A 23978-nucleotide genomic window follows, 5' to 3' on the forward strand; every position below is an offset into this window, starting at 1 on the left:
GTGCACTTAAGTTGTCGGCTGCGATCTCGTAAGGATGCGACCTGCCGGCGTGGCCCCGTTCGACGCAACGAGCAGCACGACGGGCGCCGCGACCGGCGTGCCGCCGCGCTGTAGCGTCCGGCGGTTGTGCTCCGAATCGTGCTGAGGCGCTCTCAATCCGGTGCCTATCCCTTCAACCCACTTCGAGCCCCCTCGCTTGCAGGAATGCAGTAGTCATGCGAACCTGTTCATCCGTGGGGATCGGACAGCGGCTTCGCTGGCAGACACCGGGAGCAGAGCCGCAATCGAACAAGTCTGCGTCGGAGACAAACGCGCCTGTGGGATGGCACGACGTGCTCATTGCCCTCGACCGCCTCGCGCCTGAAATCGCGGCAACGTGTCGCGCGCGCCAGGTCCCGTCCCCCGAGCGATCACTGCTGACGGGGCGGGGATGGCTTCTCGACTTCTATCCCGGGGCGCGCCTGCAGTTGCGGATCGATTGGACCGGCGGCTGGGCATTCATGCACCGCCCCATTCCTCAACCCGGCGCATACCGGGCCCTTCCCGGTCATGGAGCGAAGAGGATCTCCAAGAACGATGCTCGTCTCCATTGGGAGAGCCGAGTAGCCAGAGATCCCACCGCCCGCGCGGAGTTCACGGAAACTGCGCTTCGTGAAAGCTTCCGGAATCAGCTCGCCCGCCTGTCGCCGGCCAGAACGCAGTGAAGTAGCTTGCTGGCGAGACCTCCCACCGTGGCTGGATGGCACGAAGCCGGTCGAGATGCACGCCTCCGTGAGGGGACCTGGCTGCGAGTGTCGACATCGGGTTTACCCTCGGCTGGGCCACGGTCTCTTCAGCGCAGTTCTTCGAAGGTTCGCGCGAAGGCCAGTGCCCCGTGCCCATCGGCGACCTGGCGGTCGATCAGATTCTTCACCGGCGCGACCATGTCGAGGGCGACGCCGGCATCGCGGCTGGCACGCACCATCGCGTCCAGCGCCGCCTTCTGGAAGGCCAGATGTTGCCGATCGGTGGTGTAGTCCCCTGATTCGATGATCCGTCCGAACTCGGGCAGCGATTGCGACATGGCACGCGTCCATGCCGCGGCTCGATCGGAGAACGCGGCGACCGACTGCCCGGCCGAGGCGACCATGGCCGCGCCGTGCAGGAATCCGGTGAACATCGTGTACATCCCGGCCAGCAAGGCGAAGTCGTACAACGAGGCCAGACCGGCGTCCGCGCCGAAATACTCGGCGGTGCCGAGCAATTCGAGAGCTTCGCGATTCGTGTCGAATACCGCGCGGGATCCGCTGTAGAGAACCGACGAGCCCGGCCGGCCGATCATCTGCGGCACCGCCATGATGCCGCCGTCGAGATGGTCGATGCCGTGGGCGGCGGCCCAGCGGGCCAGTTCCCGGGCCTCCTCGGGTGCGGTACTGGTGAGATTGATCAGCTGCCGCCCCCGTAGCTGTCCGGCAACCGGGTCCAGCGTGGCGTGTACGGACGCATGGTCGAGCAACACGGTCACGATGACATCGCTCGCCCGCACCGCATCGACGATCGAGGATGCGGCGGTGGCGCCGTCGGCGATCAGGTCGGCATCCTTGCCCGCGGTCCGGTTCCACACCGTCGTCGGGTGGCCGCCCCGCACGAACGCCGCGGCCAGCGCGCGGCCCATCGCGCCGAGCCCTAGAACCGTCACTGTCGTCTGTTCCGCCATTGTGGATCAACTCCTCGGAAGTGGGAAACGTTGTGGTCAGCGCGCCGGAATCAACCCTGCGGCAAGGCCGTTCATTCGACAAGTACCTACTATTTGGTCGGGTACTTACCAGCAGGTGTGTGAACAGGTAGCGAGGGTGCCGATGGGCGTGAAGAGATCCGGACCATACTTCTGCGGCATCGACGCCGCCATGGACGTGCTCGGCGGCAAATGGAAGCCGCTCATCCTCTGGGAGCTGGAGGCACACGGCGTCCGCCGCTTCGGCGAACTCCACCGCGGCCTGCCCGGTGTCTCGGAGAAGATGCTCATCCAGCATCTGCGCGAACTCGAGGAAGACGACATCATCATCCGCAACGTCTTCCCGGAGGTTCCACCGCGCGTGGAATACGAACTCACCGAACTGGGTTCGGCGCTGAACGCCGCCCTGGAACCGCTCGGAGCGTGGGGGCGCGCCCGAATCGACCGGATCGGCGCGTCACGCGTACACGACTGAACCGGACCCTGGTCAGCGACGAACGAGCCGCGACACAAGGCGGCCGCCTGGTGGCGCCGGTCCTGCTACTGCGCCTTGTGGTGTTTGCCGGGGGAGAGCGGTCGGGCGTACATGTGGCCGCCGCGGACGCCGAACTCGATACGACAAGGGAAGACCGGGACTTCGTCGTCGGCGCGGTGGTGGTGGGTGACGAGCATCGTCATCGCCCAGTCGCGCAGCGGTACCGGCAGTGCGATCATGGTGCCGTCGCGTAGTCGCAGGTGGGGTTCGCCGCGGCCGAGGGGGTCGGCGATGGTGATGCTGACGATGTCGAGGATCAGGCCGGTGTCGGTCGCGGAGGCGACCACGGGTGGGTCGAGCGCGAGAGCCATATCGGCAACTTAGCCGCGACACCTGTCGCGATCACTGTCTGCGACTCGTGTCGGCGCCGGGATTTCATGGCAGGTCCAGGCGGGGCAGCGATGCCTGCATTGCGAAACGCCAGTGCGGCCACCGAGCCCGTGACGCCACCACCGATCACCATGCCGTTGCCGCCTTGTTCCGCTCGATGTTCGATCCATCACGCGGCCGCGCCGGGCGCCCGGCAGATGCGGCCCGCCTGATCGCATGGCGCGTATCCGACGAGGGAGGGTGGGTCGTGGGCCAGGTGCTCAACTCCGAGGGCGGGTTCCGCAGGTTCGTGTTCTGACCGTGGGCTCAGCATGGTATCGACCGGCGTCCGAGACCGATCGACTGCTTGCCGCAACGGACCGGAAACAGATTCGTCCGTCAAAGCTGTGTGTCGTGTTGGGTGGCGGGCCGGGTGAGAATCAGCGCCATCGCTGATAGTGCCGCGCAGACGGCGGCCACGATGTATTGGGTGAGCTGCCATGACCAGCGGAATGCTTCGGCCTGGCCGGCTGGGTCCGACACATCGATGGTGCCCGCAGCGGTGGTGGCGGCAACGGTGGCGCCGAGGCGGGTGGCCAGTATCGAGACGAGCAGCGCGGAGAAGGCGGCGATGACCAGGGCTTCCGCGGCGCCTCTGACCATGTTGAGGAAGCCCGCGGCCATGCCGGCTCGGTGGGCCGGGATCAGGCGCATGGCTTGGCCGTCGCTGATGCCGAAGGTGATGCCCATTCCGATACCGATACACAGCAGTGGCGCGGCGAGCGTGGCGGCGGTGATATCGACGGGCAGCGTGCTGAGCCAGAGGTTTCCGGCGACAACCGTGCCGAGCGCGAGGGCCAACAGTAGCCGCGGCGACACCCCCGCATTGACCGCCGCACCGGCGACGAGGGGCAGGACGAGCACAGGCCCGGTGAGTAACACTATGGTGAGACCCGTGGCTGCGGAGTCCATGTCCCCGACGCTTTGCAGGTAGGTGGGCAGGTAGACCAATACTCCCAAGAACCCGACCGATGTGGTCAGGGCGCTCAGTACCCAGCCGATGAACTGGCGGTTGCGCATCAGGGAGGGGTCGAGAAGTGGCGCCGCAACGCGTCTCTGCGAGAGGATGAACACGGCCAGGAGGACAATTCCGGCCGCGGCGGCCGCGACGACCAGCGGGGCATCCCATCCGCGTTCCGGGCCTTCGAGTACGACGACCATGACGCCCGACAGACCGATCACACATGTCGAGATGCCGATACGATCGATACGGTGCGGTCCAGGCGCGCGAGATTCGGCAAGCCCCCGAGATCCGGCGAACAACAAGATTGCGATCGCGACATAAGCCCCGAAACTTCCGCGCCAGCCCAGTGATTGGATCAGCACGCCGGACAGCGACGGGCCGACGGCGATACCGATTCCCGCCACGGTGCCCATCAGCGCGAAGGCGCGAGTCAGGGCCGGGCCCGAATAAGCGTGGGCGAGTAGGGCTCCGCCTGCGGCCATCACACCGGCGCCGCCGACACCGGCGACGATCCGGCCGAGGTCGACCACGGCGATATTCGGCCCCACCGCACAAATGAGCGCCCCTAGGGCGAAAGCGGCAGCCGAACCGGAAAATACGCGCCTGCGTCCGACGACATCGGCCAGCGACCCGCAGATCAGTGTGCAGACCGCGAACGCGAGGTTGTACCCGGCGACAACCCAGTTCAACGCCGAGCCCGCAGTGCGCAGGTCCGCACCGATGCGCGGCAACGCCACCGCGGTACCGGAGATCGCCATGGCGACCAGCAACACCCCCGTCAGCACCGTCGGGAGGGTAAGCCGTTGCGCGGCTGAGGATCTCCATGCCTGCGAGGACTTCACACCGTCGTGCGTTCGCGATCCGGTCATGAAATCCGATCGAAATACCTGAACACCGGTTCAGGTCAAGCGTGCAGTCCGTCACACAAGACAGCAGTTGACCTCAACCCGCGTTGAGGTTCTACCTGTTGCCGGTGCGGACGCAATCCAGGTTCGTACGGAAACAACCGAAAGGAATTGGCAGGTATGGAACCCTTTGCAGCACAGTCGAGCTGATCGATTCACCCGCTCGCCACGCAGTTCCAGTCGTTCCCCCTCGCTCGCGGGTGCTCAGCCGACCCAGTGCGCCCGCCCGCGCCGACAACGGCCGATATCCGCGCCCGCCGCCCGCGTCACCACGGACTCTTCACCGCGAGCGACGCGGGCCCGCCGGGCGGAGCGGTTCGTCACCGTCGTCAACCTCCACGGCCTGCGCGACCCGCGCGGCAAGGCCGACACCCCGGCCCGCCAAGCGCAGGGCGAGCGGCTCGCGGACCTCGTCGAGAAAGCGCGCGAGGACGGCGATCTGACTGTGGTGTGCGGCGACTTCAACCTGCTCCCCGACAGCACGACCTTCAAGGTCCTCGCCGGCCTCGGGCTGACCGACCTGGTCGGCGTCGCCGACCCCAGGACCTCCCGCTACCCGAAGCCGCTTCGGCACGCGAGCTACCTGCTGGTCTCCGACCCCGACGCGGTGAGACGGTTCGAGATCGCGCCCGCGCCCGAAGTGTCCGACCACCGCGCTCTGGTACTCGACCTCTGACGGCAGGGGGCGTGGCGGCAGCCGCGGCATATGCCCGCGTTTCCTTCGCCGGGCACCGTGGCGAGGTCGGTCTCGACGGTTCCGAGCCGTTCGCTGTCGGCGAGCAGGTCCCGCGCTTGGGTCAGGGTGGTGTGTCGTGGCCGGTGATCGAAGGCGCCGCCGCGGACCGGTGGACCTGGCTGCTTCCGGCTGCCTACACCCAGCTTCGTCTTGTCCGCGAACTCACCGTCGATCTGCCCTACGAGGTGCTCGAACGCGTCTTTCCCCGCATCGCCAACGAGGTGGCCTAGGTCAACCGCGTGGTGCTCGACGTAACGAGCAATCCGCCGGGCACCATCGAATGGGGATGACAGGCTTTTGCAGGAGCCCCAACCACCTCCTACCCGTCGGTCAAGTGCAGTACCCGGACACGCCTTCGAACGACACTGAAGAGGAATTCGAAATCTGACACCCTCGGATCGTTGTTCCTGACCGTCACCGCGCAACGAGCGGCTTACACCTCCTGGGCATCGGACCCAGTTCTGCTGTTCAGCAATGGATTTCGTTGCTTGGCGGGGGATCCGGAGACGAAGGTGTCCGATGCGGTGTGGGTCCGTGACTACACCTCTTTCTCATGGGTGGTTTGTCTTCGAATCCGCGGACATTATTTGTCCGGCGGTCTCCGACGCGCGACTTGATTTACCGTGGAATCGGTCGGTGGTCCGCTCTGCGGAGGTGAAGAATAGGGAATGGTCGCCCGTCGGCATCATGATCGGATCGGGCGGCTGTGACGAACCCGTGGTGTTCGTAGAAGCCGACGGCTTGCGGGTTCTGTTCGTTGACATCGACACGCAGATCAGGGATTTCCGCCATCGCTGTCAGCAGCAGGGCGGTTCCGACGCCGCGGCCGCGATACGCGTTGTCGATGAAGAGCATCTCCAGATTCGACCCGGCCACGCCGGAGAATCCGACCGCCACATCGTCCAGCGTCGCCACCGTCAACGAGACGGCAGACAGATAGGTGCTGGCGATTCGCTCCTGGTAGAAGTCGATGTCGTCGGGGGTGAGGAAATGGTGGGTCGCTTCCACAGCGCTTCGCCAGATCTCCACGAGCGTCGGCCACTCGGTTCGGCCCCGGCACGGCCGGAGCGTCGGTTCGGCACCGGGCACGGTCTCGTCGGTCGACGGGAGGGAAGCCATTGTTATCCTTTTACTGTATGGACTGCACGATCTCGGCTCGGCTGGGCGTTTTCGCGACGAAGAGGCTGTTCATTCCGGCGGATGCCAGGACAACACCGGATCCAAGTTTCGCAGCATGGCCCGGCCCGACGCCAGCCGAATCGCGTTGTCGCGGAGAAATGTCGCCGGCGGTGCGCTCCATTGCGCCACCATTCCGATGCGGCGTGACCGCCTTGCGATCGCTTGCGATCGAGGCCGGCGCAACCGGTCGTACTCGCCCAAGGCAGGGTCGATTGCATGTCGGTCGAGCAGCGCCGCCAGTGTCACAGCGTCCTCCAGGGCTTGATTGGCGCCTTGCCCGAGGTTCGGCGTCATGGCATGGGCGGCATCGCCGATCAGGGCGACGCGGCGACGAACGAAGGTGTCGAGGTCGGGCAGCTCGAACAGGTCGTGGTGCAGTACCGCCTCCGGTGATACCGCGCTCAGCAGCGTCGGTATCGGCGCCGGCCAGCGGCCGAAACGTGCCCGTACTTGGGCAAGTTCGCCATCGCGGTGCCGTTCACCCGCGGGTGCGTTCGCGACAGCGAACAGATACGCGCAGCCGTCAGCAAGCGGAACGACCCCGAAACGTTCACCGCGGCCCCAGATTTCGCCACTCTCGGGCCGGAAATCCAGTTCGGTGGTGATCATCCGCCATGCGGTATACCCGGCGTATCGCGGAAGGGTGCCTTGTGGCCACAGGGAACGTCGGACGGCACTGTGGATCCCATCAGCCCCGATGACGACGTCGGCTTCCGAAACCCCCATGGAATGGGTAACTGAGACTGTCGTTGCCGAACCGTTTTCGACGCGGGTGACTTTCGTTGCAGTGCGCAGAACCCCGTCGGGAAGCGCGGCGGCCAGAATGTCGAATAGGTCGGAGCGCCGTATAACCACCAGCGGGCCGTATCTGCGCTCGAGAACGTTCGTGTCGGTGCGCGATAGCCATCGGCCCTTTCGGTCGCGAATGCCGCCCTCGGTTTCGATCCGGCCCGCGGATCGGACCTGATCACCCAGCCCGAGCGCATCCATAGCCCGAACGCCATTGGCCCACAACGAAATCCCCGAGCCCGATTCTCCGATCCGCGGCGCTTGCTCGAGTACTTCGACACGCCATCCACGAGCGGTCAAGCCGAGAGCCGCTGCTAGGCCGGCGATTCCTCCGCCGACCACGATCGCACTCGGTGTCCTGGTCACGATATCCTCCACTACATCCGTAGTTGAACTAACTACAGATGTAGTCCATTGTTGGGGAAAGGTAAAGAGGAAGTGACCGATACCGCACAACGCAGCACTCGGCTGGCCGATGCAGCGATCGAGACGTTGGCCGAATCCGGTATGCGCGGTCTCACCCATCGGGCTGTCGATCGCATGGCCGCGCTGCCGGAGGGCTCGTGTTCGAATCGGTTCCGTACCCGCCGCGCGCTGCTGGATGCCACGGTGCAGCGGCTCGCTGAGCTCGACGCCGCCGACGTCACTTCCACTGTCCTGGATTCCGCCGATCTCGACGGTGTGGCGTCGGTGCTCGCCGAGGTCTCCCACCGCTGGCTCACCCGCGACCGGACGCGAATGATCGCGCGCTACGAACTGGCCCTGGAAGCGACCCGCCGCCCCGAGATTCGCGAGGCGTTGAACGCCGGCGGAGCGCGATTCCGGGCGATGGCCACCGCACTGTACGAACGTCTGGGCGTTTCGGATCCCGCTACGCGAGCACAGGCTTTCGTCGGCTGCTTCGACGGCCTGATCTTCGACCACGTCGCCGGGGCGGGAGCTCGCGAGCCGGATATCGACCACCTGCGTGAGACGTTTCGCGGCTTGTTGCGTGGGTTCGCCGCCTGAGCCGCGGCAGGAGCACCGGCGTGTCCGACTCCTCGCACGCGCGGAGATCAGCGTCCGAGCCCCCGCAGGTCCTTCTTGTCGAAGGTGTGAAACCCGCCGGCGTGGGCGAGCACGACCGCGGGGGTGGGGGTGTCGGAATGCCGTGGCGGGAGATACGCGTCCACGTGTAATGGTGTGCCATCCGGTTCGGTGAAGGTCGCGACCACGTCGGGTGCGGCAGCTGGGAGGAACAGCTGTGAGTACACCTCGCGCCAGGACACGGCGGTGCCGGCCCGTTTCGCGTCGACGTACTGAATTCCGCTGACGACCAGAGCCCCGACTGCGGTGATCGCGGCGAGGCGTGGTGACCGAGATACCCCATCGCATGCGACCCAGTCGCCAGGCCACTACCGCGAGAAGCCCGCCGAGCGCTGCGAAAAGTGCCATGTGGATCGGGTATTGGCCAGTGAGGACCGGTCCGACCATGCCTGCTTTGGGGATCCGCGGCACATACGCGCCCAGCACGACCAGAGCCACGACCGCCACCAGCGCAGTGGCCAGTACGGCGAACACCACGCTCGCGATCCTGGTCCGGATACGCGTGTCGGATTTGAATTGTGCCTGTTCGGCTTTGGCTGAGACTTCGCTTGCCGGTATCGGCTACCTCCTTGTGGTGTGAATGAGGTGCTCGAGGCGATGTCGAGCCCTACGGTCGGGCCGCTTCATTCCAGCGGTGGCCATTCCCTCGGAAATGGCACCCGTAGCGAATCCGAGCGGACCACTGCGTAATCGGCTGACGGGAACAGCCTTCCGTCGCGCACGACGATCGCCCGACTGCGAGTCATAGCGTCGATGAGCTCGGCGGTGAAGTCCTCCGGCGGCAGGTTCAACTGCCGGAGTCTGCGTGGTTCATCTGCTGCGGAACTCGTTCAACTATGAACCGTCCTGGATCCGGGGCCGCACCAACAGACTTCGCAACGAGCCGGGCGGCGCGCCGCGAGCAGTTGAACGCAGGCGAGCGATCTGGCTCGGTCGGCTGGGGTTGGCGCTCGATGCAGTCGGGCCGGATCTGATTGAAGTGTGGGCCGCGGGTGAGCTCGGTACGGTCACCGAATCACAAGTGCGAGAGGCGATCTGCACTGGGTTGTCGGTTGATCAGCAGATCGCGGACGCGGTGATCGCAGACATGTGGGAGCAGTACCTCGGGGTAGCGAACATGGAGCTGATCGAGTATGCGGCCAGGTTGCGGCCTCGATTCCGGACAGGGTTGTTGAGCAACAGCTTCGTTGGTGCGCGCGAGCGCGAGAGTGCTGCTTACCGGTTCGAGGAGCTTGTTGATGACATCGTGTACTCCCACGAGGTCGGGATGGCCAAGCCGAACCCAGAGATCTACCTTCTCGCATGTCATAGACTCGGCGTCCAGCCCAGCGAAGCCGTATTCGTAGACGACTCCGAAGTGGCCGTGTCGGGGGCTGAGTCGGTGGGTATCACCGCCGTTCTTCACGAGAGTAACGCGAGAACCATCTCGACGGTTGACGCGCTGCTGTCATAGACAAGCCCAGGTCCGCGCTCAACCTCAGCAGCCTCGTCCGAGGGAGCAACCAAGATCACGGCGTCACAATTCGCCGATACGAGAATCTTCGGATCTCAAGTGACGCCAGGTTCACCGACACAGGCGACCGGGTGCTCGTCGGAACGTTACTGCGCGTAGAGCTTTCGTCCACCGGCAATTTCGGGCGCTACCCAATCGCACGCGCGCGGATTCCCGGTCGCGCTGCCTCTGTGCGCCGGATTCGGAGGCAGCACCCGGCCACTGACGAGCCACCTGCCGCATGGGCGGTGCTGCCGACCCGGCTACCGCAACACCGACCCCTCACTGTGCGGCCGATGTGGGCTTGAGGCCGAGGCCGCCCAGCGCACCGACGAAGGCGTGATCTGCCAACGCTGCTATACGGCGGCCCGGCGGGAACTGTAGTTCGGGGTTCGAGTACCAACCCGTCGACAACTCCCAGTGGTGGAGTACCTGAATCTCAAAAGTGACGGTAAAGTAACGATTCTGGCTCGATTCCCACAGTCGGCAGTCGCCTGATCTGCGGAAATGTTTCGAGTCAGCGCAATCCGATTCTAATGTCGGGTGATCGATCCGATGGGAAATAGATGAGATTCACCAACTTTGTCGGCACCTCGCTGATCGCCATCGCGGCGACGAGCATCGCCTACGGTACCGCTTACGCCGAGCCTGCCGCGCCCGCGCCGGCTCCGAGCCAGGTGCAGACCCAGCAGAGCCCGGCCGTGCACGGCACGGACCAGGGCGTCGGCTACACCACCGAACTCGCCGACATGGGCAACAAGATCGTCACCACGGTGACGGGCGGGAAATTTGCCCTCACCTCGGACAAGTCGGCGGTCACCCTGACCAACGACAAGGGTGCCGTGGTGATGAGCTACCCGCTCTCGGCCAAGGGCCCCAACGGCACCACCGTCGCCGCCGCAGTGAACGAGGACGGCACCAGCCTGACGCTGACCCCGCAGGGGCATCCGATCTCGTCGGTGAAGAACATCTCCGGTCAGGACTGGTTCTTCTCCGAGTTGCAGCACGCCTCGCTGGGTGCCGCGGTGGGCGCGGTGATCGGCTTCCTGGTCGGTCTGCTGTTCATCGGCATCGGCTCGATCCCGGGTGCGGTGCTGGGTGGTGTGATCGGCCTGCTGGTCGCGGGTGGTCAGCCGCTGATCGACTCCGCCTTCGCCTACTTCAGCGGCAACTGACAGTGGAAGTGCTGCGACACTGAAGGTTCTGATTCTCGGCGGCACCCGGGAAGCCCGGCAGCTCGCCGATATCGCGTCCGGCGAGCGAGGATTCGACATCGTGTCCTCGCTCGCCGGTCGCGTGCGTGAACCGGTCCTGCCCGCCGGTGCGGTGCGCATCGGCGGTTTCGGTGGGGTCGAGGGGCTGCGGAACTGGCTGGCGGACAATGCGATCGACGCGGTCGTCGACGCCACCCACCCCTTCGCGGGCACCATCTCCTCGCATGCGGCCGCAGCGGCGCGAGCGGGTGGGGTGCCGATCGTGCACCTGCGCCGGCCGGGCTGGTCCCAACATCCCGGCGACAGATGGTCGCGGGTGCCGGATCTGGCCGCCGCCGCCCGCGCCGCGGCTGAATTCGACCGCGTCTTCCTCACCATCGGCCGTCAGGGCGTGGCCGCCTTCGCCGAGCTCGGTGAGCCGTGGTTTCTCATCCGCGCCATCGATCCGCCCACCGGACCCGTTCCGCCGCATCATCTTCTGCTTCTCGCCCGTGGCCCGTTCACCGTGGCGGAGGAAATCGATCTGCTGCGCGAGCACCGCATCTCCGCGATGGTGACCAAGGACAGCGGCGGCGACCTCACCGCGGCCAAGCTGACGGCCGCTCGCACGTGCGGTATTCCGGTCGTGGTCGTCGACCGGCCGCCCGTGCCGGAGGGTGTCGAGTGCGCGGAATCCGTTGCGGCGGCGTGGGAGTGGTTGAACGCGCTCTGATGCCGGGGTTCGTGGCGATCCGGAGATGTTTTCGCTCGTTTCCACCCCGGCCGGGCAACGCCGTCCGCGCGCCGGTTGGAGGCCGCTGCGCCTGCGCACGCCGGCGGCCTGCGCCCCTACCTGTCGGCCACGAGCGTCGTGGGGGTGTCGTTGTCCCGTGCGAGCTGTCCGTACCGGCGGGAGGTGAATACCCGGGTTCCGTGGGGGGTCTCGATTGTGGCGGTGGTGGACGCGCCGATGATGAGCAGCGTGCGCATGTCGACCTCGTCCGGATTCAGCTCGGCGAGGGTCGTCACGCGCACCGATTCGGCCGGCCCGCCCACATCGCGTCCCAGGACGACCGGGGTGTCCGGGCCGCGGTGCTCGAGGACGAGCTCACGCAGGGCGCCCACCTGCCACCGCCGCTGGGTGGAGGCCGGATTGTAGATCGCGATCGCCATATCGGCCGCGGCGACAGCCGAAATCCGTTGTGCCACGGTCTCCCACGGCTTGAGGCGGTCCGAGAGCGAGATCATCGCGAAATCGTGGCCGAGTGGCGCGCCGATGCGGGCGGCCACGGCGCTGGCCGCGGTGACGCCGGGCAGCACCCGCACCGGCACATCGCGCCACTGCGGATCGGCCGATTCCTCGACGACCGCCGCGGCCATCGCGAACACCCCGGGATCGCCGGAAGACACCACCACCACGCGCGCCCCGGATTTCGCCAGATCCAATGCCATGGCGGCGCGTTCGGATTCGACTCGGTTGTCGCTGAGATGGCGGCGCTGCCCGGGACGGACCGGCACTCGATTCACGTAGGTGGTGTAGCCGACGATATCGGTCGCCGCCGCGAGGGCGCGGGTGGCCTCGGGTGTGGTCCACTGCGGGGAGCCGGGGCCCAGTCCCACGACGACGACCTCGCCGACCTCGGAAGCGGCGGAGGCGGGCGAAACATCCTGAGCGGCAGCGGATTCGGTTGTAGTGAACGGTATCTCCGTGCTCGGTGTGGGCCCGGGCACCACGGTGATCGCGAAATACGGCACATCGGCGTCGGAGACGTCGGCGGCGCGCAGGATCCGCTGCCGCCCGGTGCTGGCTCGTTCCACGTAGTAGGCATCATTGAGCCGCCCGGCTTTCGACAGCGCTTGCCGCACACCGGGATAGGTGCGGCCGAGCTTCATGATCGCCGCGGCGTCGGCGTCGGCGAGGCGTTCGGCGAGCTGATCCGGCGGCATGGTCCCGGGCAGTACGGTGAGCACCTGCTCGCCCTCCACCAGGGGTGTGCCGAGTGCGGCGGAGGCGGCGCTGACCGAGGTGATGCCGGGGATGATCTCTGCGGGGAACCGGTCGGCCAGGCGCCGGTGCATATGCATGTAGGAGCTGTAGAACAGCGGATCGCCGGCCGCCAGGAGCGCGACGGTGCGGCCCGCGGCCAGATGCCCGGCCAGCAGTTCGGCGGCACGTTCGTAGAATTCGTCGATCGCGCCCTGATAGCCGCCCGGATGGTCGGTGGTCTCGGTGGTCACCGGATAGACCAGATGTTCCTCCAGTTGGCCGGGCCGCATATACGGCGCCGCGATCGAGCGGGAGATGCTGCGACCGTGCCGGGCGCTGTGGAAGGCGATGACGTCGGCGGATTCGATGATGCGGGCCGCCTTCACCGTCACCAGTTCCGGATCCCCGGGCCCGAGCCCCACGCCCCACAACTTCCCGGGAGCCACATTCGGAGTGCTCATGCTGTGGCCATCGACGGATGAGCGGGGGCGCTGTGTGGTTACACGCGCTGCCTCGTCGGCGCCCTGACCGCTCATTCCTGCTCACTCGCGATCGCGTTGAGGGCGGCGGCGGTGATGGCGCTGCCGCCGCGCCGGCCATGCACGGTGAGGTATTCGACGCCGCCGTATTCGGCCAGGGCCTGCTTGGATTCGGCGGCACCGACGAAGCCCACCGGGATGCCCAGCACCGCCGCGGGGCGGGGTGCGCCGCCGTCGAGCATGTCCAGCAGATGGAACAACGCGGTCGGGGCATTGCCGATCGCGACCACGGCGCCGTCGAGGCGATCGCGCCACAGTTCCAGTGCCGCAGCCGATCTCGTATTGCCCATCTCCTGTGCCAGCTGCGGTACCCGCGGATCGGCGAGCAGGCACAGCACCTCGTTGTCGGCGGGCAGCCGTTTGCGCGTGACGCCGGAGGCGACCATGGTGGCATCGCACAGGATCGGCGCGCCGCCGCGTAGCGCGGCGCGGGCCGCCGCCACGACCTGCGGGGTGTGCGAGATATCGGTGGTCAGATCGACCTGCCCGCACGCATGGATCATGCGCACCACCACCTGCGCGACATCGGCCGGGAACCGCGCCAGATCGGCTTCGGCCCGGATCGTCGCGAACGAGCGCCGATAGATCTCGGCCCCGTCGGTGAGGTAGCTGGTACGCACATCGGACATGGGCATCACCCTAGCGGTGAGAATCCGGGCCCCGAGCGGCAGCGTGGCCGAGGCGCCGCCCGGCCCGCGACATCAAGCCGCCCCCCCGCGACATCAAGCCGCCCCCCGCGACATCAGAACGGCAACCGCGCCCGCCACGGCGATTCGGCCGGATCGTGCAGGGGATTGGCGAAGACGAGATAGCGGAACAGGGCCAGCGCCCCGGTGAGCAGCAGCGCCGCGAGCGGGACTTCGGCGAGCGCGGCCGTGGCGATCGACACCCGGAAGTCGTCGGGACCGGCGGTGGTCGTGTCGAACCAGGCGTCGGCGAGCAGCAGCACCCCGGTGCCGAAGGCAGGCAGGATCACCAGCGCCCGCCGTCGCCAGCCGAGGTAGGCGGTGGTCGCCATCATCGCCACCAGCAGGATGTCGAAGCCGATCCACACCAGCGCCCAATGGTTCGCGTTGTAGTCCTGCGGCAGCGTGAACCCGAGGTAGACCAGCCACGGGATCATCGCGACCGAGCCGCCGACCATCAACGACAGCCGCAGTCCGCGGGCCACGCGCACCCGGCGCGGATGCGGCCGCACCCGGTCGGGCCGCAGCCTCGCGACCAATTCGAGCCGCTGGGCGAGCGAGAGCTGTGCGATCTGTGCGTCGGAGAGCAGATCGGCGGTGGACGGCGACTGATTCGCGGACGAGTCCATCGATCCAGTGTGCGCGAAGTGGGCCCTCGAGGGGGATGTCGCCGCGACCAGCCGGTCGCGTGTCAGCGCTCTGCGCGGGGCCCGGTGATGCGATACCCGCCGGATTCGGCGACCACTTCGGTCACCGGCCCGGCCGGGCGCCCGCATTGCCGATCGCAGCCGGACCAGTGCTGCCGACCCGAGACCACCACCTGATCGGCCGCGACCCCGGACAGGTCCGGCGCCGGGGTGCCGGTCGGTAGCACCCGGCCGGAGGCCACCGCGTCGGCCGCGTCGGCCCGCACGTCTGTCAGTGATTTCGCGCAACCGGGACGCCCGGCGCACGCGGTTACCGCGAGCCACGGTGAGTTCGCGTCGAAGATCAGGCCCATCGGCGCCAGCACCCGCACCACCTGTTCGGCCGTCCACTCGTCCAGATCGGCCAGTACCAGGCTGCGCCAGGGGGTGATCAGGATCGGATGTTCCACCGCCGCAACGAATTCCGCGGTGCGGGCGGGCAGGGCGCCCAGCGGCACCGCCGCCCCGAGCGCGACCCGGTCGTCGGCCTGGGTGAGCCAGCCGATCGGAATATCTTGGCGTGCAACGAGATCCAGTGGTTCGGCGGTCGGTTCCAAAGCCAAGTCGGCCAGGATCCGGGCCGGGCCGTCGGCGACCTCGCGCAGCCGCCACTGCTCGCCGCGCACCCGCTGGAAACCGTGGGCCGCCGCCAGCATCGTGTCCACCGCCCGGTCGGCGCCGACCCGCGCGCCCGAATCGCGCCCGGCCAGGACAAGCGCGAACTCGGCCTCGTCGGTGGCGTGCACGCCGATATCGCCGCCGAGACCACTGATGTCGCCGCGGCCGTCGTCGAGGGTGAACAGCACGCGCCCGGGCAGTGCGGCCAGCTCCGGCGCCTGCCGCAGTCCCGCATCGAGTCGCGCGGCCAGCGGATGCACATCGCTGCAGCCGCCCACCCGGCCCGACAGCGGCGAGGCCACGATGTTTCGCACCCGCTCGTGGGTGGGCGCGGGCAGCAGCTCGGCCTGTTCGAGCCGCTGCGCCAGGGCCGCCGCATCGTGCATCTGCCGCAATTGCACATTGCCTCGGGAGGTCAGTTCGATACTGCCGTTGCCGAGCTCGTCGGCCGCGGCGGCCAGCACCCGCAGCTGATCGGGGGTGATCGCGCCGCCGGGCAGCCGGATCCGGGCCAGCGGACCGTCGGCGGCCTGATGCAGGCGCAGGACACCGGGGCAGGAATCGGGGGCGGAGCGCGTCATGATGTCACCAGCCTACGAGCCGGGCGCCCGGCGAACGCGGGCGAGGCCGGGCCGCGTGCGGTGCACGGTGTCAGTGACCGCGCCGCAGACGCAGGCGGCGCCGCGGATCGTGCGACGCGCGGGACGGTTCGAGCGAGGCGGCCGGCCAGGAGGGGTCGAACAGCAGGCTGGGGCCTGCGTGATGGGTGACTCGGTCGTGATGGGCGGTCGCGCCGAACAGGCTCATCCCGCCGAGGAAGGCGGCGGCGCAGATCGCGCTCGCAACGAGAGCCCAGCCGCGATGGCCGCTTCCGGCCGCGGTGAGTCCCATCGCCAGGGTGCCGAATCCGATCAGAACGCAGAAGTAGCTGGTCCAGGCGACCATACGGTTGCGCCGCACCCAAGGCGGGGTGGCGGGCATCGTCTCACCGGTCCTTCGGGCTGCTCTCGTCCCGGGCGCGGACCACGGCCTGCCACAGCTGCTCGTCGATGTAACTGTCCGACAACAGATGGGGGGTGTCGTGGCGGTCGACGTGGTCGCGGCGGACCGTGGACTCGAAGACCAGCAGCCCGAAGATCGCGACCGCCGCACAGGCGCCGGCGGCGACGAGCAACAGACCGCCGTGGCCCCCGGCCGCAGCGGCCAAAGCCATTGCCAGCAATGCAACAGCAATCATCATGCATGTAATTCCCGACCAGGCGGCGAAGCGGTTCCGCCTGCTCCATCCCGGTGTGTTCGGCATATTGTCAGCGTACGCCGCGGAATCGGATCGGAAAATACCGGTCACAGCAGTGCGATAGCATCCGGGGGCTCGCCGATACGAGGAAAGCCGGTGCAATTCCGGTGCGGTCGCGCCACTGTGACAGTCAGACCCTCCGGGCGGGCGGCCGTATCCGCTATGGGCGCGTCACCCGAGGAGAATCGTGATCCTGCTGCTGTCCACGTCCGACACCGATCTGCTGTCCGCGCGCGCGAGCGGTGCCGACTATCGGCTCGCCAACCCGGCCCGGCTGCTGGTCGAGGACCTGTCGGAACTGCTCGACGGCGCCGATCTGGTCGTGGTGCGCATCCTGGGCGGTCGGCGGGCCTGGGAGGACGGGCTGGACGCGGTCCGTGCCGGCCAGATCCCCCTCGTGGCCCTGGGTGGCGAGATGGCGCCGGATGCCGAACTGATGGAGTGCTCGACGGTCCCGGGCGGCGTTGCCGCGGACGCGCACAACTATCTGGCCGCGGGCGGGCCCGGCAATTTGCGGCAGCTGCACAACTTCCTGTCCGACACCGTGCTGCTGACCGGTCACGGATTCGAGCCGCCGGTCCAGCTGCCGTCCTGGGGGGAACTCGACCGCACCCCGGAGGAGTTGTCCGGCAACGATTCCCGGCTCGCCGCCGCGCCGACGGTGGCCGTGTTGTACTACCGCGCCCAGCACCTGGCCGGGAATACGGCCTACGTCGAGGCACTGTGCCGAGCGCTGGAGCAGGCCGGCGCCCGCGCGCTGCCGCTGTACTGCGCGTCGCTGCGCAATGCCGAACCGGATCTGCTCGACACGCTGCGCCGCGCGGACGCGCTGGTGGTGACCGTACTGGCCGCGGGTGGCACCAAACCCGCGACCGCCGCCGCCGGTGGTGACGACGAGGCCTGGGATATCGGCGCGCTCGCCGACCTGGATGTGCCGATCCTGCAGGGGCTGTGCCTGACCAGCGGCCGGGACCAGTGGGCGGACAACGACGACGGCCTCTCGCCGCTGGACGTCGCCACCCAGGTCGCGGTGCCCGAATTCGACGGGCGGATCATCACGGTGCCGTTCTCGTTCAAGGAGTTCGACGCGGACGGCCTGTCGACCTATGTTCCGGACCCGGAGCGGGCGGCGCGGGTCGCGGGCATCGCGGTGCGCCACGCGCGGCTGCGGCATCTGCCGGTGGCACGGCGCCGCATCGCGCTGATGCTGTCGGCGTATCCGACCAAGCACGCTCGCATCGGCAATGCCGTCGGGCTGGACACCCCCGCCAGCGCGATCCGGCTGCTGACCGAGATGCGCGCGGCCGGTTACGATCTCGGCGCACCGGGCGAAGTTCCGGGGCTCGAGGAGCGCGACGGCGATGCGCTCATCCACGCGTTGATCGCCGCCGGTGGCCAGGATCCGGACTGGCTGAGCGCCGAACAGTTGGAGGGCAACCCGATTCGCATCGGCGCCCGGCAGTACTCGGCCTGGTTCGCCACCTTGCCCGAGGAGTTGCGCACCGCGGTCGTCGAGGCGTGGGGGCCGCCGCCCGGTGAGTTGTTCGTCGACCGCTCCGCCGATCCGGACGGCGAAATCGTCATCGCCGCATTGCGTTTCGGCAATACCGTGCTGCTGGTGCAGCCGCCGCGCGGCTTCGGCGAGAATCCGGTCGCGATCTACCACGATCCGGATCTGCCGCCCAGCCACCACTATCTGGCGGTGTACCGGTGGTTGTCCGCGGCGGCCGACGAGGGCGGGTTCGGCGCCGACGCGATGGTGCATCTGGGCAAACACGGCAATCTGGAATGGCTGCCCGGCAAGACGCTGGGCATGTCGGCGGCTTGCGGCACCGACGCCGCCCTCGGCGATCTGCCGCTGATCTATCCGTTCCTGGTCAATGATCCAGGCGAGGGCACCCAGGCCAAGCGCCGCGCCCACGCCACGCTGGTCGACCACCTCATTCCGCCGATGGCGCGCGCGGAGACCTACGGCGATATCGCGCGCCTGGAACAGCTGCTCGACGAGCACGCCAACATCTCGGCGCTGGATCCGGCCAAGCTGCCCGCGATCCGCCAGCAGATCTGGACCCTGATGCGGGCCGCGAAGATGGACCACGACCTGGGGCTCGAGGAGCGGCCGGACGAGGACACCTTCGACGACATGCTGCTGCACGTCGACGGCTGGCTGTGCGAGATCAAGGATGTGCAGATCCGCGACGGCCTGCACATCCTGGGCCAGGCCCCGGCCGGCGAGGGCGAACTGGATCTGGTGCTGGCCATGCTGCGTGCTCGCCAGCTGTGGGGTGGGGAAGTCGCGGTACCGGGGCTGCGCGAGGCGCTGGGTCTCGACGAATCCGGGGAGGAATCGCGCGAGCGCGTCGACGTCGTCGAGCAACGAGCCCGGACGCTGCTGGCCGCACTACAGGCGGCGGAGTGGTCGCCGGAGGCGGTGGAGGAGCTGGTGGCTCGCCACGAACCCGCCGCGCCGGACACCCTCGTCGCCGTATTGCGCTTCGCCGCGACCGAAGTCGTGCCCCGACTGCGGCAGACCGGCGTCGAGATCGAGCGGATCCTGCACGCCCTGGACGGTGGTTTCATCCCGGCCGGGCCGAGCGGTTCGCCGTTGCGCGGTCTGATCAACGTGCTGCCGACCGGGCGGAACTTCTATTCCGTGGATCCGAAGGCGGTGCCGTCGCGGCTGGCGTGGGAGACCGGCCAGGCGATGGCGGATTCGCTGCTGGAGCGCTACCGCGCCGATCACGGCGACTACCCGCGCTCGGTAGGGCTGTCGGTGTGGGGCACCTCGGCCATGCGGACCGCCGGTGACGATATCGCCGAGGTGTTCGCGCTGCTGGGTGTGCGGCCGGTGTGGGACGAGGCGAGCCGCCGGGTCACCCGCCTGGAGGTGATCGACCTAGCCGAGCTGGGCCGCCCGCGCATCGACGTCACCGTGCGGATCTCCGGATTCTTCCGCGACGCGTTCCCGCACGTGCTGGCGTTGCTCGACGACGCGGTCGGGCTGGTCGCCGAGCTGGACGAGCCGGCGGAATCGAATTACGTTCGCGCGCATACCGATGCCGATCTGGCCGAGCACGGTGACCGACGCCGCGCCACCACCCGGATCTTCGGCTCCAAACCCGGTACCTACGGCGCCGGTCTGCTGCAGCTGATCGACTCCAAGAGCTGGCGGACCGACGACGATCTGGCTCAGGTATACACCACCTGGGGCGGCTACGCCTACGGCCGTGGCTTGGACGGAGCGCCGGCCGCCGACGATATGCGCGCTGCCTACCGGCGCATCGCGGTCGCGGCCAAGAACACCGACACCCGTGAGCACGACATCGCCGATTCCGACGACTACTTCCAGTACCACGGCGGTATGGTCGCCGCCGTCCGGGCGCTGACCGGCAAGAATCCCGAGGCCTACATCGGTGATTCGACGCGTCCCGACGCGGTGCGCACCCGCACCCTCTCCGAGGAGACCACCCGGGTGTTCCGCTCCCGCGTGGTCAATCCGCGCTGGCTCGAGGCGATGCGCCGGCACGGCTACAAAGGTGCGTTCGAGATGGCCGCGACGGTCGACTACCTGTTCGGTTACGACGCCACCACCAATGTCGTCGCCGACTGGATGTACGAAAAGCTGTCGGAGAGTTACGTTTTCGACGATGTGAACCGCAAGTTCATGACCGAGTCGAATCCGTGGGCACTGCACGGCATCGCCGAACGCCTGCTCGAGGCGGCCGAACGCGCACTGTGGGAGGCCCCGCAGCCGGAAACACTGGACCGGCTGCGGCAGATCTACCTCGAAACCGAGGGCGAACTCGAGTAGGGCGGCCCGGTACGGCCGCTACGTCGGCGGGCGCACCGGATCCTGCGCCGCGCGGCGGATGTGCGGACGCGCGCGGCACCCCTACCGTGGGGTTATGACCTGGAACGAACTCGCACAGCAGAAGTACGTCCTGCTCACCACTTACAAGAAGGATGGCACGCCGGTCGGGGCCCCGGTCTGGGTGGCTCCCGACGGCGACCGGCTGGTGGTCTGGACGAATCCGAAGAGCTGGAAGGTGAAAAGGCTGCGCCGCAATGCCGCGGTGACAGTCCAGGCCTGCGATGCCCGCGGCCGCACGTCCGGATCGCCGGTGAGCGCCGGGACGGCGCGCATCCTCGATGCCGGCGGGACCGAACGGGTCCGCGATCTCATCGCCCGCAAATACGGCGTGATCGGCACGGTGCTGATCCGCGGCCACAAGTTGATCTTCGGCAAGGATCGCTCGGTCGGGCTGGCGATCACCGCCGAACCGGCGGGGGAGTAGCCGCTGTCGATCGAGTGGGCCGAACGGATCAGGCTGGGGCAGCGGTGATTTCGATGCCGATCGTGCCCGTGCGGCCACGTCGCAGCACGCTACCGGTGACGATCAGCCATCCCATGAGCGAGTACTTGCGTTTGATCAGCTGCCGGGTCCGGTCGCTGCCCTGCTCGTCGAGCACGCGCGCGGTGCCGCGCACGATTTCCCCGTGCGGCTTACCCGAGACGCTGCACGGCTGCAGGGTGACCTCCGGATTGCGCCGCACCCGCTTGACCTTCCAGGCGGCGGTCTCGGACCAGACGTACAATTTCGCATCGTCGAGCGCCGCCCAGACCGGGGTCGCGACCGGCGTGCCGTCCTTCTTGTAGGTGGTGAGCAGAACGTAGTTCGCGGTACCGGCGGGGCCGAAAGGATTGTCCACGACCGCCGAGCCTAATCGGTCGAGCCGGAGGCGGCAGCCGAGCGTCACCGCGCCGGCTTCCCGATCCGGCTCCCCGATCCGGCTCCGGATGGCACCGGCTGATCGCCCGGTGCCAGGAGTGAATTATGCCGTGTGCGTGAGGATTCGGGGACCCGCGTCGGTGATGGCGACCGTATGTTCGGAATGCGCCGTGCGTGACCCGTCGGCGGAACGGATCGTCCATCCGTCCGGATCGGTGATGATGCGGTCGGTGGTGCGGGCGAACCAGGGTTCGATCGCGATGGTCAGGCCGGGAACGAGCCGCATGCCGCGTCCGGCGCGCCCCGCGTTGGGAATGTGTGGATCCTCGTGCATGGTGCGGCCGAGCCCGTGGCCGCCGAATTCGGTGTTGACGGGGTAGCCGTGCCGCCGCGCGACCGCCGCGATGGCCGCGGAGATGTCGCCGAGCCGCCCTCCCGGCCGGGCAGCCTCGACGGCGGCGGCCAAGGCCTCCTCGGTCGCGGCGACCAGCCGGGCGTCTTCGGGGTCGGCGGTGCCGACGATGGTGCTGACCGCGGCATCGGCGACCCAGCCGTCGACCGAGACCGCCAGATCCATGGTCAGCACATCACCGTCGCGCAACCGGTAGTCGTAGGGCAGGCCGTGCAGGACCGCATCGTTGACCGACAGGCAGACGGTGTTGCGGAACGGGCCGCGCCCGAACGAGGGTGCGTAGTCCCAGTAGCACGACACCGCCCCTCGTTCCCGAATGCGCTGGCGCACATGCTTTTCCAGATCGAGCAGATTCACTCCGACCTCGGCCCGCTCCCGCAGCTCCGCGAGCACGTGGGCGACGAAGCGTCCGGCCACGCCCATCTGCTCGATCTCGGCGGCTGTCTTCAGTTCGACCACGAAACCTCCTGGTATTGGTATTTATATACCAACTCTAACCGTAGCGGTATTTGAATACCAGCTCTATGCTGATGCCATGGTCCGACTTCCGCTGACCCCGGCCCAGGTGGAGGCCGGTCGCCGCCTGGGAGCGCATCTACGCGCGGTCCGGGGTGATCGCGACCTCGCGGAGATCGCCCGGGCGGCCGGCATCTCACCGGAAACGCTGCGCAAGATCGAATCCGGCCGGCTGCCCAGCCCGGCATTCGGCACCGTCGTCGGCCTCTCCGGGGCGCTCGGAATTCCGCTGCAGGAGTTGGCCGAAGTGTGGCAGTCCGCCCGCCTCAGCGCCTCGGCCTGACGGTAACTAGGCGTTCTGCGCGCGGAACAGGGGAAGGGTCGCGTCGGCGATCGCCTCCGGGGAGGGGAGCGCGGCCCGTGTCTCCGGTGGGCTCATCCGCGACTGGAGTGCTCGCTGGTGGGCCGCACCCACGAGCAACAGTGCGGCGGTGCGTGGTTCGGTGACGATGCAGTGGCGGGCCGTCAGATGCCCGATCACCACATCCAGGGCGCGGTGCGGGCCCAGATCGAAGTCGCGGCTGCGTTCGGAGTAGGCCGCGCGCAATTCGGCGTCGGATTCGATCGCCGCCATGACGGGTAGTGCGGCACGGAAGAAGCCCTCCAGTACGGTCACCAGGCGCACGAGATCGCCTCGCAGATCGGCGGATTCGGCCTCGTCCGCCGAATGGGACGGGTCGGCGAGCATATCCTTCAGTGGCCGCAGGTGATGCTGGATCACCGCCTGGAGCAGCCCGGTGCGATCGCCGAAGTGGTAGAAGATGCTCGACTCGGCGACGCCTGCGCGAGTGGCGACTTCCTTGGTGGTGAGCCGCGCGACTCCGGAACTCGTGAGGACTTCCTGTGCGGCCGCGATGACGGCCTCTCGCACTCCGCTGCGCGGCCGCCCACGAGTGCGTGCGGGCGGTTCGATGTTCTGGGCGTGCTGGCGGGGCACCGCGTCTTCCTTCCGATCGGTCGTGCTCTTGCAGTATGCCGCAACCCGTCGTATTTTCTGAGTAGGCACTCGAAAATACGGATCGGAGCTGTCGACATGTCCACTCCCAGCACACCTCGATCAGGCGGCACCGCGACGGGCGAGTCGGCGGGCCGTGGCCGGTTGCGCATGCAGACGGCGGTCGACGCCGTTCTGCGCGCACTGTTGCGGTCGCCGCTGCATCGCCTGCTCAGCACGAAATTGATGATCGTCACCGTGGTCGGGCGCAAAACCGGCCGCGTCTACGCCAATCCGGTCGGTTACGCCGAATCCGACGGCGCACTGCTGGTCGGCACCGCGGCGGGCTGGCGGCGCAATCTGCGGTCGGGCGAACCGGTGCGGATCACCTGGCGCGGCCGGGAGCGGCTCGCGGACTGGGAGGTGATCTCCGGCGAGCACGAGATCGCCGAGCCCTACCGCATCATCCTCACCCAGAACCCGACGCACGGCCGCTTCGCCGGTATCAGCCTCGATGCGCACGGCAATGTCGACCGGGAACAACTGCGGGCCGCCCTCGGCCGCGGCACGGTGGTCGTGCGGCTGCGGCCGCGATCGATGCGCTGAGTGCG

26 protein-coding genes and 1 pseudogene are annotated in these 23978 nt (G+C 67.9%); 12 read left to right on the forward strand and 15 right to left on the reverse strand.

Going from position 1 to position 23978, the window contains the following annotated elements:
• Positions 1-832: 832 nt before the first annotated feature.
• Positions 833-1696, reverse strand: coding sequence for an NAD(P)-dependent oxidoreductase (locus tag C5E41_RS04005; RefSeq protein ID WP_104374446.1), 864 nt, complete (start codon positions 1694-1696; stop codon positions 833-835).
• 142 nt (positions 1697-1838) lie between these two features.
• On the opposite strand from C5E41_RS04005, the gene C5E41_RS04010 reads away from it, so the two are divergent.
• Complete coding sequence (locus tag C5E41_RS04010) at positions 1839-2189, forward strand: winged helix-turn-helix transcriptional regulator (RefSeq protein ID WP_104374553.1); 351 nt, start codon at positions 1839-1841, stop codon at positions 2187-2189.
• Positions 2190-2254: 65 nt separating this feature from the next.
• Here C5E41_RS04010 and C5E41_RS04015 read toward each other — a convergent pair whose 3' ends face one another.
• Positions 2255-2560: a hypothetical protein gene (locus C5E41_RS04015; protein WP_104374447.1), complete on the reverse strand. Its 306-nt coding sequence runs from the start codon at positions 2558-2560 to the stop codon at positions 2255-2257.
• A 397-nt stretch (positions 2561-2957) separates the two neighbouring features.
• Positions 2958-4367, reverse strand: a complete 1410-nt coding sequence (locus C5E41_RS04025; protein ID WP_219823087.1) for an MFS transporter — start codon at positions 4365-4367, stop codon at positions 2958-2960.
• Between the two features lie 250 nt (positions 4368-4617).
• Here C5E41_RS04025 and C5E41_RS04030 point away from each other — a divergent pair, with 250 nt between their 5' ends.
• The 3 genes and pseudogenes from C5E41_RS04030 to C5E41_RS36115 all read left to right on the forward strand — a co-directional run.
• Positions 4618-5163, forward strand: coding sequence for an endonuclease/exonuclease/phosphatase family protein (locus tag C5E41_RS04030; RefSeq protein WP_181063089.1), 546 nt, complete (start codon positions 4618-4620; stop codon positions 5161-5163).
• A gap of 11 nt (positions 5164-5174) precedes the next feature.
• Positions 5175-5453 (forward strand): hypothetical protein, encoded by a 279-nt coding sequence (locus tag C5E41_RS36110; RefSeq protein WP_439956349.1) that lies wholly within the window; start codon positions 5175-5177, stop codon positions 5451-5453.
• Positions 5454-5513 (forward strand): annotated as a pseudogene (locus C5E41_RS36115) (GMP synthase (glutamine-hydrolyzing)); the annotation flags it as partial.
• 328 nt (positions 5514-5841) lie between these two features.
• Here the strand turns inward: C5E41_RS36115 and C5E41_RS04040 are convergent.
• Positions 5842-6342 carry an acetyltransferase gene (locus tag C5E41_RS04040; RefSeq protein ID WP_104374449.1) on the reverse strand — a complete coding sequence of 167 codons (501 nt, stop codon included), beginning with the start codon at positions 6340-6342 and terminating at the stop codon, positions 5842-5844.
• Between the two features lie 69 nt (positions 6343-6411).
• The gene (locus C5E41_RS04045) at positions 6412-7647 is read right to left on the reverse strand and encodes an FAD-dependent oxidoreductase (RefSeq protein WP_258080721.1); all 1236 of its coding nucleotides are present in this window, start codon (positions 7645-7647) and stop codon (positions 6412-6414) included.
• Here C5E41_RS04045 and C5E41_RS04050 point away from each other — a divergent pair.
• Positions 7630-8199 (forward strand): TetR/AcrR family transcriptional regulator, encoded by a 570-nt coding sequence (locus C5E41_RS04050; RefSeq protein ID WP_104374450.1) that lies wholly within the window; start codon positions 7630-7632, stop codon positions 8197-8199. The two genes, C5E41_RS04045 and C5E41_RS04050, sit on opposite strands and share 18 nt — an antisense overlap.
• A gap of 47 nt (positions 8200-8246) precedes the next feature.
• Here the strand turns inward: C5E41_RS04050 and C5E41_RS04055 are convergent, their stop codons facing one another.
• Positions 8247-8459 carry a hypothetical protein gene (locus C5E41_RS04055; RefSeq protein ID WP_104374451.1) on the reverse strand — a complete coding sequence of 71 codons (213 nt, stop codon included), beginning with the start codon at positions 8457-8459 and terminating at the stop codon, positions 8247-8249.
• A gap of 623 nt (positions 8460-9082) precedes the next feature.
• Between C5E41_RS04055 and C5E41_RS04060 the strand changes: the two genes are divergently transcribed.
• The 3 genes from C5E41_RS04060 (at position 9083) to C5E41_RS04070 (ending at position 11695) form a co-directional block, all read left to right on the forward strand.
• Positions 9083-9730, forward strand: a complete 648-nt coding sequence (locus C5E41_RS04060; protein ID WP_146097455.1) for an HAD-IA family hydrolase — start codon at positions 9083-9085, stop codon at positions 9728-9730.
• A gap of 605 nt (positions 9731-10335) precedes the next feature.
• Positions 10336-10944, forward strand: coding sequence for a hypothetical protein (locus C5E41_RS04065; protein WP_104374453.1), 609 nt, complete (start codon positions 10336-10338; stop codon positions 10942-10944).
• Positions 10945-10963: 19 nt separating this feature from the next.
• Complete coding sequence (locus C5E41_RS04070) at positions 10964-11695, forward strand: cobalt-precorrin-6A reductase (RefSeq protein WP_104374454.1); 732 nt, start codon at positions 10964-10966, stop codon at positions 11693-11695.
• Between the two features lie 116 nt (positions 11696-11811).
• Here C5E41_RS04070 and C5E41_RS04075 read toward each other — a convergent pair whose 3' ends face one another.
• The 6 genes from C5E41_RS04075 to C5E41_RS04100 form a co-directional block, all read right to left on the reverse strand.
• Positions 11812-13410, reverse strand: coding sequence for a precorrin-2 C(20)-methyltransferase (locus tag C5E41_RS04075; protein ID WP_104374455.1), 1599 nt, complete (start codon positions 13408-13410; stop codon positions 11812-11814).
• 71 nt (positions 13411-13481) lie between these two features.
• Positions 13482-14117 (reverse strand): precorrin-8X methylmutase, encoded by a 636-nt coding sequence (locus C5E41_RS04080; protein ID WP_104374456.1) that lies wholly within the window; start codon positions 14115-14117, stop codon positions 13482-13484.
• 113 nt (positions 14118-14230) lie between these two features.
• On the reverse strand, positions 14231-14803 hold the full coding sequence (locus tag C5E41_RS04085) for a hypothetical protein (RefSeq protein WP_104374457.1): 573 nt from the start codon (positions 14801-14803) through the stop codon (positions 14231-14233).
• A gap of 62 nt (positions 14804-14865) precedes the next feature.
• Positions 14866-16059: a precorrin-3B synthase gene (gene cobG, locus C5E41_RS04090; RefSeq protein WP_104374458.1), complete on the reverse strand. Its 1194-nt coding sequence runs from the start codon at positions 16057-16059 to the stop codon at positions 14866-14868.
• 70 nt (positions 16060-16129) lie between these two features.
• On the reverse strand, positions 16130-16459 hold the full coding sequence (locus tag C5E41_RS04095) for a hypothetical protein (RefSeq protein WP_146097456.1): 330 nt from the start codon (positions 16457-16459) through the stop codon (positions 16130-16132).
• Between the two features lie 4 nt (positions 16460-16463).
• Positions 16464-16718 carry a hypothetical protein gene (locus tag C5E41_RS04100; RefSeq protein WP_104379735.1) on the reverse strand — a complete coding sequence of 85 codons (255 nt, stop codon included), beginning with the start codon at positions 16716-16718 and terminating at the stop codon, positions 16464-16466.
• A gap of 244 nt (positions 16719-16962) precedes the next feature.
• On the opposite strand from C5E41_RS04100, the gene cobN reads away from it, so the two are divergent.
• Together cobN and C5E41_RS04110 are read left to right on the forward strand one after the other, a co-directional pair.
• A complete protein-coding gene (gene cobN, locus C5E41_RS04105) occupies positions 16963-20586 on the forward strand; it encodes a cobaltochelatase subunit CobN (RefSeq protein ID WP_104374461.1) in 3624 nt (1207 codons plus the stop codon).
• A 94-nt stretch (positions 20587-20680) separates the two neighbouring features.
• On the forward strand, positions 20681-21070 hold the full coding sequence (locus C5E41_RS04110; protein WP_104374462.1) for a PPOX class F420-dependent oxidoreductase: 390 nt from the start codon (positions 20681-20683) through the stop codon (positions 21068-21070).
• 28 nt (positions 21071-21098) lie between these two features.
• On the opposite strand, the gene C5E41_RS04115 is transcribed toward C5E41_RS04110, so the two are convergent.
• Positions 21099-21485: a PPOX class F420-dependent oxidoreductase gene (locus tag C5E41_RS04115; protein WP_104374463.1), complete on the reverse strand. Its 387-nt coding sequence runs from the start codon at positions 21483-21485 to the stop codon at positions 21099-21101.
• Positions 21486-21608: 123 nt separating this feature from the next.
• Complete coding sequence (map, locus tag C5E41_RS04120; protein WP_104374464.1) at positions 21609-22376, reverse strand: type I methionyl aminopeptidase; 768 nt, start codon at positions 22374-22376, stop codon at positions 21609-21611.
• 76 nt (positions 22377-22452) lie between these two features.
• On the opposite strand from map, the gene C5E41_RS04125 reads away from it, so the two are divergent.
• On the forward strand, positions 22453-22716 hold the full coding sequence (locus C5E41_RS04125; protein ID WP_104374465.1) for a helix-turn-helix domain-containing protein: 264 nt from the start codon (positions 22453-22455) through the stop codon (positions 22714-22716).
• Between the two features lie 6 nt (positions 22717-22722).
• On the opposite strand, the gene C5E41_RS04130 is transcribed toward C5E41_RS04125, so the two are convergent.
• The gene (locus C5E41_RS04130; RefSeq protein ID WP_104374466.1) at positions 22723-23370 is read right to left on the reverse strand and encodes a TetR/AcrR family transcriptional regulator; all 648 of its coding nucleotides are present in this window, start codon (positions 23368-23370) and stop codon (positions 22723-22725) included.
• Between the two features lie 96 nt (positions 23371-23466).
• Between C5E41_RS04130 and C5E41_RS04135 the strand changes: the two genes are divergently transcribed.
• The gene (locus C5E41_RS04135; RefSeq protein ID WP_146097457.1) at positions 23467-23973 is read left to right on the forward strand and encodes a nitroreductase/quinone reductase family protein; all 507 of its coding nucleotides are present in this window, start codon (positions 23467-23469) and stop codon (positions 23971-23973) included.
• Positions 23974-23978: the final 5 nt, after the last annotated feature.

Origin of the sequence: Nocardia nova (assembly GCF_002933465.1) — a bacterium.
Taxonomy (GTDB): Bacteria; Actinomycetota; Actinomycetes; order Mycobacteriales; family Mycobacteriaceae; genus Nocardia; species Nocardia nova_B.

Coding starts and splice junctions, on each gene's coding strand:
- C5E41_RS04005 (WP_104374446.1), bottom strand. CDS start 1,696: ATGGCGGAACAGACGACAGTGACGGTTCTAGGGCTCGGCGCGATGGGC.
- C5E41_RS04010 (WP_104374553.1), top strand. CDS start 1,839: ATGGGCGTGAAGAGATCCGGACCATACTTCTGCGGCATCGACGCCGCC.
- C5E41_RS04015 (WP_104374447.1), bottom strand. CDS start 2,560: ATGGCTCTCGCGCTCGACCCACCCGTGGTCGCCTCCGCGACCGACACC.
- C5E41_RS04040 (WP_104374449.1), bottom strand. CDS start 6,342: ATGGCTTCCCTCCCGTCGACCGACGAGACCGTGCCCGGTGCCGAACCG.
- C5E41_RS04065 (WP_104374453.1), top strand. CDS start 10,336: ATGAGATTCACCAACTTTGTCGGCACCTCGCTGATCGCCATCGCGGCG.
- C5E41_RS04075 (WP_104374455.1), bottom strand. CDS start 13,410: ATGAGCACTCCGAATGTGGCTCCCGGGAAGTTGTGGGGCGTGGGGCTC.
- C5E41_RS04080 (WP_104374456.1), bottom strand. CDS start 14,117: ATGTCCGATGTGCGTACCAGCTACCTCACCGACGGGGCCGAGATCTAT.
- C5E41_RS04085 (WP_104374457.1), bottom strand. CDS start 14,803: ATGGACTCGTCCGCGAATCAGTCGCCGTCCACCGCCGATCTGCTCTCC.
- cobG (WP_104374458.1), bottom strand. CDS start 16,059: ATGACGCGCTCCGCCCCCGATTCCTGCCCCGGTGTCCTGCGCCTGCAT.
- C5E41_RS04095 (WP_146097456.1), bottom strand. CDS start 16,459: ATGCCCGCCACCCCGCCTTGGGTGCGGCGCAACCGTATGGTCGCCTGG.
- C5E41_RS04100 (WP_104379735.1), bottom strand. CDS start 16,718: ATGATGATTGCTGTTGCATTGCTGGCAATGGCTTTGGCCGCTGCGGCC.
- C5E41_RS04110 (WP_104374462.1), top strand. CDS start 20,681: ATGACCTGGAACGAACTCGCACAGCAGAAGTACGTCCTGCTCACCACT.
- C5E41_RS04125 (WP_104374465.1), top strand. CDS start 22,453: ATGGTCCGACTTCCGCTGACCCCGGCCCAGGTGGAGGCCGGTCGCCGC.
- C5E41_RS04135 (WP_146097457.1), top strand. CDS start 23,467: ATGTCCACTCCCAGCACACCTCGATCAGGCGGCACCGCGACGGGCGAG.